12 protein-coding genes are annotated in these 11,815 nt (G+C 72.7%); 6 read left to right on the top strand and 6 right to left on the bottom strand.

Translation table 11 applies throughout. The features are described 5' to 3' along the window. Positions 1-15: 15 nt before the first annotated feature. Positions 16-1,578 carry an IMP dehydrogenase gene (guaB, locus tag F8274_RS26630; protein WP_151465106.1) on the bottom strand — a complete coding sequence of 521 codons (1,563 nt, stop codon included), beginning with the start codon at positions 1,576-1,578 and terminating at the stop codon, positions 16-18. A 197-nt stretch (positions 1,579-1,775) separates the two neighbouring features. Between guaB and F8274_RS26625 the strand changes: the two genes are divergently transcribed. Then, the gene (locus F8274_RS26625; protein ID WP_151465105.1) at positions 1,776-2,180 is read left to right on the top strand and encodes a DUF5319 domain-containing protein; all 405 of its coding nucleotides are present in this window, start codon (positions 1,776-1,778) and stop codon (positions 2,178-2,180) included. Between the two features lie 9 nt (positions 2,181-2,189). Here the strand turns inward: F8274_RS26625 and F8274_RS26620 are convergent, their stop codons facing one another. After that, on the bottom strand, positions 2,190-3,005 hold the full coding sequence (locus tag F8274_RS26620) for a response regulator transcription factor (protein WP_151465104.1): 816 nt from the start codon (positions 3,003-3,005) through the stop codon (positions 2,190-2,192). Between the two features lie 256 nt (positions 3,006-3,261). On the opposite strand from F8274_RS26620, the gene F8274_RS26615 reads away from it, so the two are divergent. Then, the gene (locus F8274_RS26615; RefSeq protein WP_151465103.1) at positions 3,262-3,645 is read left to right on the top strand and encodes a WhiB family transcriptional regulator; all 384 of its coding nucleotides are present in this window, start codon (positions 3,262-3,264) and stop codon (positions 3,643-3,645) included. Between the two features lie 303 nt (positions 3,646-3,948). On the opposite strand, the gene F8274_RS26610 is transcribed toward F8274_RS26615, so the two are convergent. From F8274_RS26610 to groES, 3 genes are all read right to left on the bottom strand, one after another. Further along, complete coding sequence (locus F8274_RS26610; protein WP_370518277.1) at positions 3,949-5,190, bottom strand: molybdopterin-dependent oxidoreductase; 1,242 nt, start codon at positions 5,188-5,190, stop codon at positions 3,949-3,951. A gap of 97 nt (positions 5,191-5,287) precedes the next feature. Next, the gene (gene groL / locus F8274_RS26605) at positions 5,288-6,931 is read right to left on the bottom strand and encodes a chaperonin GroEL (protein ID WP_151465101.1); all 1,644 of its coding nucleotides are present in this window, start codon (positions 6,929-6,931) and stop codon (positions 5,288-5,290) included. A gap of 70 nt (positions 6,932-7,001) precedes the next feature. Beyond that, positions 7,002-7,316, bottom strand: a complete 315-nt coding sequence (gene groES / locus F8274_RS26600; protein ID WP_018222648.1) for a co-chaperone GroES — start codon at positions 7,314-7,316, stop codon at positions 7,002-7,004. Positions 7,317-7,630: 314 nt separating this feature from the next. Here groES and F8274_RS26595 point away from each other — a divergent pair, with 314 nt between their 5' ends. Beyond that, positions 7,631-8,830 carry a methyltransferase domain-containing protein gene (locus F8274_RS26595; protein WP_151465100.1) on the top strand — a complete coding sequence of 400 codons (1,200 nt, stop codon included), beginning with the start codon at positions 7,631-7,633 and terminating at the stop codon, positions 8,828-8,830. A 1-nt stretch (position 8,831) separates the two neighbouring features. Here the strand turns inward: F8274_RS26595 and F8274_RS26590 are convergent, their stop codons facing one another. Next, a complete protein-coding gene (locus tag F8274_RS26590) occupies positions 8,832-9,098 on the bottom strand; it encodes a helix-turn-helix domain-containing protein (protein WP_151465099.1) in 267 nt (88 codons plus the stop codon). 64 nt (positions 9,099-9,162) lie between these two features. Between F8274_RS26590 and map the strand changes: the two genes are divergently transcribed. The 3 genes from map to F8274_RS26575 all read left to right on the top strand — a co-directional run bounded on the left by map (position 9,163) and on the right by F8274_RS26575 (position 11,790). Then, a complete protein-coding gene (map, locus tag F8274_RS26585; protein ID WP_151465098.1) occupies positions 9,163-9,978 on the top strand; it encodes a type I methionyl aminopeptidase in 816 nt (271 codons plus the stop codon). A 10-nt stretch (positions 9,979-9,988) separates the two neighbouring features. Continuing rightward, positions 9,989-10,468 (top strand): Cys-tRNA(Pro) deacylase, encoded by a 480-nt coding sequence (ybaK, locus tag F8274_RS26580; protein ID WP_151465097.1) that lies wholly within the window; start codon positions 9,989-9,991, stop codon positions 10,466-10,468. Between the two features lie 218 nt (positions 10,469-10,686). Then, positions 10,687-11,790 (top strand): sugar ABC transporter substrate-binding protein, encoded by a 1,104-nt coding sequence (locus tag F8274_RS26575; protein WP_151465096.1) that lies wholly within the window; start codon positions 10,687-10,689, stop codon positions 11,788-11,790. The last annotated feature ends 25 nt before the right edge of the window (positions 11,791-11,815 follow it).

Below are 11,815 nucleotides of genomic sequence, written 5' to 3'. Positions count from 1 at the left end.
GTTGGGGGTGGTGGGTCAGCGGGTGTGGTAGTTGGGCGCCTCGACGGTCATCTGGATGTCGTGCGGGTGGCTCTCCTTGAGGCCGGCCGCGGTGATCCGGATGAGCTGGCCGCGCTGGTGCAGCTCGGCGATGCTCTCGGCGCCGGCGTAGCCCATGGCCAGCCGCAGCCCGCCGGTGAGCTGGTGGGCGACCTGGGCGAGCGGACCGCGGTAGGGCACCTGGCCCTCCACGCCCTCGGGGACCAGCTTCTCGTCGTTGGTCACGTCCTGCTGGAAGTAGCGGTCCTTGGAGTAGGACTTCGCCTGGCCGCGCGACTGCATGGCGCCGAGCGAGCCCATCCCCCGGTAGGCCTTGTACTGCTTGCCGTTGATGAAGATCAGCTCGCCCGGGCTCTCCTCGCAGCCGGCCAGCAGGCTGCCGAGCATCACGGTGTCGGCGCCGGCCACCAGGGCCTTCGCGATGTCGCCGGAATACTGGATGCCGCCGTCGCCGATCACCGGGACGCCGGCCGGACGGCCCGCCCGGGCGGCCTCCATGATCGCGGTGATCTGGGGGACACCCACGCCGGCCACGATCCGGGTGGTGCAGATGGCGCCCGGGCCGACGCCCACCTTGATGCCGTCGGCGCCCGCGTCGACCAACGCCTTGGCGCCCGCGTAGGTGGCGATGTTGCCGCCCACGATGTCGATGCCCACGTCCTTCTTGAGCCGGGCGACCATCTCCAGCACGGCCCGCTGGTGGCCGTGGGCGGTGTCCACGATGAGGACGTCCACCCCGGCGTCGACCAGGGTGCGGGCCCGCTTGTACGCGTCCTCGCCCACGCCGATCGCGGCGGCCACCCGGAGGCGGCCGGCCTCGTCCTTGGTGGCGTCCGGGTACTGCTCGCTCTTGGTGAAGTCCTTGACCGTGATCAGCCCGCGCAGCTTTCCGGCCTCGTCGACGATCGGCAGCTTCTCGACCTTGTGCCGGCGCAGCAGGTCGAGGGCCTCGTCCTTGCGGACGCCGACCGGGGCGGTGATCAGCGGGGTGTGGGTCATGATCTCGCGGACCGGGGTGGCCGGGTCGGAGACGAAGCGCATGTCCCGGTTCGTGACGATGCCGACGAGCTGTCCCTGCCCGTCGACCACCGGGACGCCGGAGATGCGGTAGCGGCCGCAGAGGGCGTCGACCTCGCGGAGGGTGTCGTCCGGGCTGGCGGTCACCGGGTTGGTGATCATGCCGGACTCGGAGCGCTTGACCAGGTCGACCTGAAGCGCCTGGTCCTCCACGGAGAGGTTGCGGTGCAGCACGCCGATGCCGCCCTGGCGGGCCATGGCGATCGCCATCCGCGCCTCGGTGACGGTGTCCATGGCGCTGGACAGCAGCGGGACGTTCAATTCGATGCGGCGGGTGAGCCGGGTGCGGGTGCTCACCCGGCTCGGCACCACGTCCGACTCGCCCGGCTGGAGGAGCACGTCGTCGAAGGTCAGCCCGAGCGGCACCACCCGGGCCGAGCCCGCGGGCAGCTCGGGCAGATGGCCGCCCAGCTCACCGCCGTCGCGGCCGGCCGGGATCTCGGTGCTGGGCGAATTCTCCACGATTGCTCCCCTGAGCTGGTCGGACGGGCTGCAGCGAGGCGGCGCGCGCGGGCACCGGCGCACGCCGGCATGACGGCGCGTCGCTTCATCGTACCCATTGAGCTGGGCCGCCTCCGGCAGCGGCGGCCCCGGGTCGGCGGCGCCACAGGGAGCCGCCGGGGCGGACTTTCCGGCGCGACGGGGACTACGGTGAGGGGGTGCACGACGAGCCCATCGACCCGTTCAACGGCGACCCGGCCGATCCGGCTGCCGGTCTGCACGACCCGCGCGAGGATGACCCGCTCGACCCGCTGACCGAGATCGAGCGGCAGGACGTCCTCGAGGATCTTGCCGACCTGGAGATCTACCAGGCCCTGCTGCAGCCGATCGGCGTCCGCGGCCTGGTCATCGAGTGCGAGGACTGCCGCGAGCCGCACTACTTCGACTGGGACCTCCTCCGCGGCAACCTGCGCCACCTGCTCGACTCGGGGCGGCCCCGGGTGCACGAGCCGGCCTACGACCCCGACCCGGACCACTACGTGAGCTGGGACTACGCCCGCGGCTACGCCGACGGCGTGCACGACACCCTCACCGAGGGCACCGACGACTCCGCCGAGGAGTGAGCGGCCCGCTCAGGCCACCAGGCCGGCGCGGAAGCCCGCGGCCACCGCGTGCGCCCGGTCGCGCGCGCCGAGCTTGCGGAACAGCCGGCGCGCGTGCGTCTTGACGGTGTCCTCCGAGACGAACAGCTCCCGCCCGATCTCCGCGTTGCTCTTTCCCTCGGCCATGCCGAGCAGCACCTGAAGCTCACGCTCCGTGAGGCCGACCGCGCTGCGCGGGGTGCGCGCCGGCCGCTGGGGACCGCCCGCCGGCGCCGGCTCCGCCTCGGCCGCCGCCGGGTCGGCCGGGTCCTCGCCGCGCTGCACCGGGACCACCGTGGGGCCGCCACCGGGACCCTCCGCGGAGCCCGCCGGCCAGGTGGCCCCGGCCGGGGTACGCCCCGGCGCGGCCGACCGGGCCGGCCCACCGACCGCCGCGGCGTCCCGGGCCGGGTCGGTGACCCGGTGCCGGTTCGTGCGCCCGGGGGCGGAGAGCAGCAGTAGCGCCTTGGCTACGGCGCTGGTCAGGTCGTGGTCGGCATTCTGGATGAGGCCTCGCGCCCCGGCGCTGATGGTGGCCGCCGCGGCCTCCGACTCCTCGGCGCCGAGCAGCAGCACGGCGGCCTGCGGGGCGCGGGCGAGCACCCGGCGGACGAAGCCGGCGCTGTCCGGCCGGGTGAGGGCGGTGTCGGCGAGCACCACGTCGACCTGACGCTCGGCGAGCCGCAGCATCACCTCGGGATCGGAGACGGCCGTCCGGAGCACGCCCGACAGCCCGAGCCGCGCCGCCGCGGAGGTCAAATGCTGGGCCGCGAGTGGTGTCCGAACGCACACGAGAACGCTACGCACAGTGGTCTCCTCTCCGCCTCAGAGCAGACCACGACGGGGTGTGCTCGGGAGGAGGTTCCGGGCAATCATCCGAACTTTTCCGGCAGATGGGGCATATGCCGCCGACTGTCCGAGGTTTTCGATCACAGATGTGTGAGCGCGGGAAAGCCCGGGTACCGAGGGGTCACTCCGGAAACGGTGTCCCGCGCGGACCACCGCACCGGTAGGAGCTGGCCACGAAGATTCTCCGCGGTGCCGCGCGGGAGGAGGGGTGCTGATGTCGAACGTACGCAGGCTGCCCGGACCCATTGTCGACCTCTGGGACTGGCAGCGGCTCGGTGCCTGCCGCGGGCGGGACAGCGCCCAGTTCTTCCACCCGGACGGCGAGCGCGGCTCGTCGCGGCTGCGCCGCGAGTCCGGCGCCAAGGCCGTCTGCCGCGCCTGCCCGGTGCGCGCCGAGTGCGCCGCGCACGCCCTCTCCGTCCGCGAGCCCTACGGCGTGTGGGGCGGCTTCAGCGAGTCGGAGCGGCTGCGGCTGCTGGCCCTCGGCTGGGAGGACCTGGCCGACCGCCGGCAGGCCCGGGTGGACGTCGCCCGGCTGGAGGCCCGCCTGGGCCGGCCGCACAAGTCCACCGTCCCGGACCAGCGCAAGGTCGCCTGACCGCCACACCGACCACACCGACGCCGCGCCCGGACCCCGGGCGCGGCGTCGCGTGCCGCCCGGACCGCCGTCGGGCGCCCCGCGCGGAGCCGGCGCTCTCTCCGTCAGCACCTTTCGAGCTGACATCACCAACGACTCGACCCCGGGGTGACCCGCCCACCACCGAGCCCGCCGGACGCGACGCCCACGCCCACCCGGCCCGGGTCCGACGCCCACCGGAACGGGCAACGGTGAGTCGTCCGCGACACCAGCTCGAACGGCGGTCCGAACCTGAGTCCGCCCCGCCGGAGCAGGAGACCCGCCTCAGCCGACGGTGACCGGGACGGTGTGCCAGCCGGTGGCGCCGTCCGGGGCGACCGGCCGCCGCTGCTCGGGCTGCGTCTGCCCGGCCGAGTCCGTGGCCCGGACCTGGAGGGTGTGGTCGCCCGGGGTGGCGTCCCACCGCCACGACCACTGCACCCAGGTGTCCACCGAGACCGTCGGAGCGAGGGTCGCCTCCCGCCAGGGGCCGCCGTCGACGCGTACCTCGACCCTGCGGATGCCCCGGTGCTGGGCCCAGGCCACCCCGGCGACCGTGACCGGGCCGGCGGTGAGCGGGTTGCGCCGGCGCGGCGTGTCGATCCGCGACTGCGTCCTGATCGGCCCCTGCGCCGACCACCCGCGCGGCACCCAGTACGCGTCGAAGTCCGCGAAGCTGGTCAGCTCCAGCTCGGTCACCCACTTGCAGGCCGAGACGTACCCGTAGAGGCCGGGCACCACCATCCGCACCGGGAAGCCGTGCTCCACCGGCAGCGGCTCTCCGTTCATGCCGACCGCGAGCAGCGCGTCCCGCCCGTCCCGCAGCACCGCTGTGGGGGTGCCGCAGGTCCAGCCGTCGACCGAGCGGCCGACCACCTGGTCCGCCCCCTCCTCCGGCTGCGCCTCGTCCAGCAACTCCTTGATCGGCACGCCCAACCAGCGGGCGTTTCCGATCAGGTCCCCGCCCACCTCGTTGGAGACGCAGGCCAGGGACGAGACTCCGGCCGGGGGCGGCGTGGGCCCGGACGGCGTCGGCCCGGATGGTGTGGGCCCGGACGGCCCTGGCTCCGGCGTGGCCGGCGACGTGCGCGGCCTGGCGCCCTCTCCGAGCGGACCGGCCACGAAGGCCCAGAGCGTGAGCGCCCCCAGCCCGCCGCCGACCAGGGAGGGCAGCGCGTCGAAGGCGTCCGCGCCGGCGCGGGTCAGCGCGGCGGCCACCCCGAGGGCGGCGAACGCGGCGATGCCGGCCAGGCCGATCCGGAGCCGCCGGGCCGCCAGCACGCCGATCAGCGCTGCGATGGCGGCCAGCAGCACCGCGGTGCCGACCAGGAGCGCGACCTTGTCGTGCGTGCCGAAGACCGCGATGGCGAACTGCTTGAGCGGCTCGGGAACCACGTCGACGACCAGCCCGCCGACCGCGATGAGCGGGGCGGACCGGGGGCCGGTGAGGACCGCCACCGGTTCGGCGACGCCGATCGCGACGCCCGCGGCGGTCGCCCCGGCCAGCGCGGCCTGACCGCGCGACATGTTGCTCACGGCGACCAGTCTCGTCGGTCGGGGCGGGCGACCGCCAACCTCGTCACCGTTCCGTAAGCGGATACGGGTCAGGCCGTACGACTCGGGATCAGAAGCCCGGGCCGTGCTGGTGGCCGTGCCCGTGGCCGTGACCGTGACCGGCGTCGGCCGGCTCGGCCTTCTCCGGCTTCTCCACCACCAGGCTCTCGGTGGTGAGCAGCAGGCCGGCGATCGAGGCGGCGTTGGTGACCGCGTTGCGGGTCACCTTCACCGGGTCGAGGATGCCGGACTTGACCAGGTCGACGAACTCGCCGGTGGCGGCGTCGAGGCCGTTGCCCCACTCCTTGCCGGCGACCTTCTGCACCACCACGTAGCCGTCGTGGCCGGCGTTCTGGGCGATCCAGCGCAGCGGCTCGACCAGTGCCTTGCGCACGATCGAGACGCCGACCTTCTCGTCACCGGTGAAGCCCAGGTCGTCGTCGAGCACCGACCGGATCTGGGCCAGGGCGGCGCCGCCACCCGGGACCGTGCCCTCCTCGACCGCGGCCTTGGTCGCGGCGATGGCGTCCTCGATGCGGTGCTTGCGCTCCTTCATCTCGACCTCGGTGGCCGCGCCGACCTTGATCACCGCGATGCCGCCGGAGAGCTTCGCCAGCCGCTCGGCCAGCTTCTCCCGGTCCCACTCGGAGTCCGAGGCCTCGATCTCCTTGCGGATCTGGGCGACCCGGTCGGCGACCTCGGCGGACTGGCCGCCACCGTCGACGACCGTGGTGTTCTCCTTGTCGACCACGACGCGGCGGGCGGTGCCGAGCACCTCCAGGCCGACCTGGTCGAGCTTGTAGCCCAGCTCCGGGGCGACCAGCTCGGCGCCGGTCAGGATCGCCATGTCCTGGAGCATCGCCTTGCGGCGGTCACCGAAGCCGGGGGCCTTCACGGCGCAGACCTTGATGGTCTTGCGGATCGCGTTGACCACCAGCGTGGACAGGGCCTGGCCCTCGACGTCCTCGGCGACGATGAGCAGCGGCTTGTTGTTCTGGAGGACCTTCTCCAGCAGCGGCAGCAGCTCCTCGATCGCCGAGATCTTCTGCGTGGTGATCAGGATGTACGGGTCCTCCAGGACCGACTCCTGCCCCTCCACGTCGGTGACGAAGTTCGGCGAGATGAAGCCCTTGTCGAACTGGAGACCCTCGGTCACCTCCAGCTCGGTGGTGAGGGCGGAGCCCTCCTCGACGGTGATGACACCGTCGCGGCCGACCCGCTCCATCGCCTCGGCGATCAGCTCGCCGATGGTGGCGTCCTGCGCGGAGATCGTCGCGACGTGCGCGATCGACTCCTTGTCGGCCACCTCGACGGCCCGGCCGAGCAGCGCCTCGGAGACCTTGGCGGCCGCCGCGTCGACGCCCCGCTTGAGGCCGGTCGGGTTGGCCCCGGCGGCCACGTTGCGCAGGCCCTCGCGCACCATGGCCTGGGCCAGCACGGTCGCGGTGGTGGTCCCGTCGCCGGCGACGTCGTTGGTCTTGGTCGCCACCTCCTTGACCAACTGCGCGCCGAGGTTCTCGTACGGGTTGGTGAGCTCGATCTCCTTGGCGATCGTCACGCCGTCGTTGGTGATCGTGGGCGCACCAAACTTCTTGTCCAGGACGACGTTGCGCCCGCGCGGGCCGAGGGTGACCTTGACCGCGTCCGCGAGGGCGTTGACACCGTGCTCCAGCAGGTGCCGGGCGTCGTCCGAGAAGCTCAGGATCTTCGCCATCTGTATCCCTTCGAAGCGACGTTGCCCCGGCCCGGCGAGCCGGACCGGGGCAACGACACTGATCGGTTGCTTACTTCTCGATGACCGCGAGGACGTCGCGGGCGGAGAGCACCAGGTACTCCTCGCCGGCGTACTTGACCTCGGTGCCGCCGTACTTCGAGTAGAGGACGGTGTCGCCGACCTTGACGTCGATCGGCACGCGGTTGCCCTTGTCGTCGATCCGGCCCGGGCCGACAGCGAGGACGGTGCCCTCCTGCGGCTTCTCCTTGGCGGTGTCGGGGATCACGATGCCCGAGGCGGTGGTGGTCTCGGCCTCGTTCGCCTGGACCACGATGCGGTCCTCGAGCGGCTTGATCGCAACCTTGGTCGCGGTAGTCACGGGCATACCCTCCTGGGGTACTTGGTGTCGTTGCCGGTCGGCATGCCGACCGGCGTCAATCTGCCACATGCCACCGGGCGGGGCCGTCGTCGCGGGTGCCGGTCCGCCTGGCGCTCAACCCCCGGACACCAGGGCCCGGGCGTTGGCACCCTCAGGGTGAGAGTGCTAATCGCAGGTTATTCCTCGGCTAGCACTCCGTCAAGGAGAGTGCCAACGCGCCGCGCCTCGTGTCGCGCACCCTCCCGGTCGAACCGCGTCGCCCGACGACGTGCGCCAGGGGTCCGGGCGGCCGCTCGGGAGGTGGCCGGGAGAATGCCCGCGTGGACCTGGAACAGTTCGCCGCCCTGCGTACCCCCGAGGGGTCGGCCGCGCTCGACGCGGCGGCGCGGGTGGCCGGCGGCGACCCGCTGACGGCGGCGGCGGCGCTCCGCTCCGCCGGGGTGCCGGCCGGTCTCGCGGCGGCGGCGCTGACCCAGGCCGAGCTGCGCCGGCGCGCGGTGCGCAAGTTCGGCCCGGCGGCACGTGGCATGTTCCTCACCCGGCCGGGCCTGGAGCAGGCCACCCGGGGGGTCGTGGCGCGGCGCCGCGCGGCACGCCTGCGCGCCGCGGGCGTGGCGACGCTGGCCGACCTGGGCTGCGGCCTCGGTGCCGACGCGCTCGCCGCGGCCCGCGCCGGCATCCGGGTGTACGGCGTCGAGGCCGACCCGCTGACCGCCGCGATGGCCGCCGCGAACGCCGAGGCGACCGGGCTGGCCGACCTGTTCACCGTGGAGTGTGGGGACGCCACGGCGTTCGACGTGAGCCGGGTCGACGGGGTCTTCTGCGACCCGGCCCGCCGGAAGGCCGGCACCGGCCGGCGGATCTTCGACCCGAACGCCTACTCGCCGCCCTGGGACTTCGTCACCGAGCTGGCCGAGCGGGTGCCGCGCACGGTCGTGAAGGTGGCGCCGGGGCTGGACCACGCGCTGATCCCGGCGGGCGCCGAGGCGGAGTGGGTGAGCGTCGACGGCGACCTGGTCGAGGCGGCGCTCTGGTGCGGCGCGCTGGCCGAGGTGCCCCGCCGCGCCACCGTGCTCCGCGAGAAGGAAGGGAACGTCAACGCCGGCCAGCTCACCGGCAGCGGCGACGCCGAGGCGCCGGTGGGCCGGCCCCGCCGATTCCTCTACGACCCGGACCCGGCGGTGGTGCGCGCGCACCTGGTCGCCGAGCTGGCCGGCGACCTCGACGCGACGCTGGCCGACCCGAGCATCGCCTACCTGTACGGCGACGAGGCGCGGCCGACGCCGTTCGCCCGCTGCCTGGAGGTCACCGACGTCCTGCCGTTCTCGCTGAAGCGGCTGCGCGCCCTGCTGCGGGAGCGCCGGGTCGGCCGGGTGGAGATCCTCAAGCGCGGCTCGGCGCTGGAGCCGGAGAAGCTGCGCCGGGATTTGAAGCTGGCCGGCGACGGGGCGGCCAGCCTGGTGCTGACCCGGGTGGCCGGCGCGCCGACCGTGCTGCTCTGCCACCCGGTGCCGGTCTGAGTCAGGAGGCCTCGCGGACGCGCAGGTCGGCCAGCCACACCTCGGCCAGGTCGCTGAGCGCGACGCCGAGGACCTCGCTGAGGCAGACCACGGTGCCGAACGCGGGTGCCGGGAGCCGGCCCACCTCGATCTTGCGCAGCGTCTCGGGCGAGATGCCGGCCGCCACGGCCACCTCGACGAGGCTGCGGCCACCTCGCGCGACCCGGAGCGCCGCCCCGAGACGTTGCCCCGCTGCGATCTGTTCCGGTGTGAGCGGTGGGCGAACCATGTCAGCAGAATAGACCCCCGACCGTCGTGGTATAAAAATACCGCAAGAGAAGGGGAGGTTGATCGTGATCGAACTGAAGTCCGCCGAGGAGATCGACCGGATGGCCGTGACCGGCCGGTTCGTCGGCGAGCTGCTGGCGGAGCTGCGTGAGGTCGCCGACGTCGGGGTCGACCTGATGGACCTCGAGCACCACGCCCGCCGCCGGATCAAGGAGCGTGGCGCCGCGTCCTGCTACTGGGACTACGCGCCGTCGTTCGGCCGCGGACCGTTCCGCAACGTCCTGTGCCTGTCGGTCAACGACGCCGTGCTGCACGGCCTGCCGCACCGCTACGCCCTGCGCGACGGTGACCTGCTGAGCATCGACATGGCGGTCGGGGTCGACGGCTGGGTCGCCGACTCCGCGCTGTCCGTCGTCGTCGGCACCGCCGACCCGGACGACCTGAAGCTGATCGAGGCCACCGAGGTCGCGCTGGAGGCCGGGATCGACGCCGCGCGGCCGGGCAGTCAGATCGGCGACATCTCCGCCGCGATCGGTGAGGTCGCGCGCCGCTACGGCTACGAGGTCAACAACGAGTTCGGCGGGCACGGCATCGGCCGCACCATGCACGAGGCCCCCCACGTGCCCAACGACGGCCGCTCCGGCCGGGGCATGCGGCTCCGGCCCGGCCTGACGATCGCGATCGAGCCGTGGTTCTGCCGTGGCACCGACAAGATCAGATTCGACCGCGACGGGTGGACGATCCGTTCCGCCGACGGCTCCCGCACGGCCCACTCCGAGCACACCGTCGCGATCACCGAGGCCGGCCCCCGCGTGCTGACCCGCCGCCCCGGGCACGAAGCGAGGCCGGGCAACCGCAGCGGGCAGGCGGCCGCGGGTTAGTTTGTCGCTCATGGCGGGACAGGGCACTCCGGCGACGGCACTGCTGACCAAGCGGAAGATCGCGCACAGCACCCACCCGTACGACGTCTCGCCGGACGCGCCGAACTACGGCGCCCTGGTCGCGGCGGCCCTCGGGGTGCCCCCGGCCCAGGTGTTCAAGTCGCTGGTCACCGAGGTCGACGGCGGGCTGACGGTGGCGGTCGTGCCGGTCACCGGCGAGCTGGATCTCAAGGCCCTCGCCGCCGCGGCCGGGGGCAAGCGCGCGGCCATGGCGGACCGGACGGTGGCCGAGCGGGCCACCGGGTACGTCCGCGGCGGGATCAGCCCGCTCGGCCAGCGCAGGCGGCTGCCCACGGTCGTCGACGCCTCGGCGCTGGAGCATCCGACGGTCTACGTCTCGGCGGGGCGCCGCGGCCTGCAACTCCAGCTCGCCCCCGCCGACCTGGTCGCGCTGACCGGGGCCGTGACCGCGCCGATCGCCACCCGCTGAGGGGTCCGCGGGCGCGCGACCTGGGAGCGCTTCCGCACGGCGACAGAGGGAGCGCTCTCCGCGGGTGACGGCAGGGTGCCACTGGCGTTGCTGAATTGTTACGGCGGCCAACAAACTTCTGACCTCGGCTCCCTTGCGCGCCTCGGGACGGGAGGAATACGTTGCCGGGCACAACAAACCACCGACAACTCCCCCAACCCCCGAAAGGACCCATGCATATGCGCAAGGGCTTCCTCACCTTCGCGGCCGTCGGTCTTCTGGCGACCGGCAGCATGGCCGCCTGTGGTGACAACGGCGGTTCTTCGGACCAGGCCGGCGGCTCGTCCGACAAGAAGCCGAAGATCGGCGTCATCCTCCCGGACAGCAAGTCCTCCGCCCGGTGGGAGGGCGCGGACCGCAAGTACCTCAAGGAGGCGTTCGACGCGGCCGGCGTCGAGTCGGACATCCAGAACGCCCAGAACGACAAGACCGCCTTCCAGACCATCGCCGACCAGATGATCACCAACGGCGTCAACGTGCTGATGATCGTCAACCTGGACTCCGGCACCGGCAAGGCCGTCCTCGACAAGGCCAAGTCGCAGGGCGTCGCCACCATCGACTACGACCGGCTGACCCTGGGCGGCTCCGCCCAGTACTACGTCAGCTTCGACAACGAGGCGGTCGGCAAGCTCCAGGGCGAGGGCCTGAGCAAGTGCCTGACCGACAAGGGGGCCAAGAACCCGTCGATCGCCTACCTCAACGGCTCGCCGACCGACAACAACGCGACCCTGTTCAAGAACGGGTACGACTCGGTGCTCAAGCCGAAGTTCGACTCGAAGGAGTACACCAAGGTCGCCGACGACTCCGTGCCGGCCTGGGACAACGCACAGGCCGCCACGATCTTCGAGCAGCAGCTCACCAAGGCCCGCGGCAAGATCGACGGCGTGCTGGCCGCCAACGACGGCCTGGGCAACGCGGCCATCTCGGTGCTGAAGAAGAACAAGCTCAACGGCAAGGTCCCGGTGACCGGTCAGGACGCCACCAAGGAGGGCCTGCAGAACATCCTCCTCGGCGACCAGTGCATGACGGTCTACAAGGCGGTCAAGAAGGAGGCGGACGCCGCCGCCGAGCTGGCCATCGGGCTGGCCAAGGGCCAGAAGAAGGACACCGGCCAGACGGTCAAGGACCCGGAGGGCGGGCGGGACGTCCCGTCCGTGCTGCTGGAGCCGAAGGCGATCTACAAGGACAACGTGAAGGACGTCGTGGCCGACGGCTACATCACCAAGGACGAGCTCTGCACCGGCAACTTCGCGAAGCTCTGCGCGGACGCCGGCATCAGCTGACCCATCCCCCGCTCCAGGCGGCGCC

The organism is Micromonospora sp. AMSO31t, assembly GCF_008868175.1.
Lineage (GTDB): Bacteria > Actinomycetota > Actinomycetes > Mycobacteriales > Micromonosporaceae > Micromonospora.
Note: the sequence above shows the minus strand (reverse complement) of the source record. Positions and strands in the feature narration are given on the sequence as shown.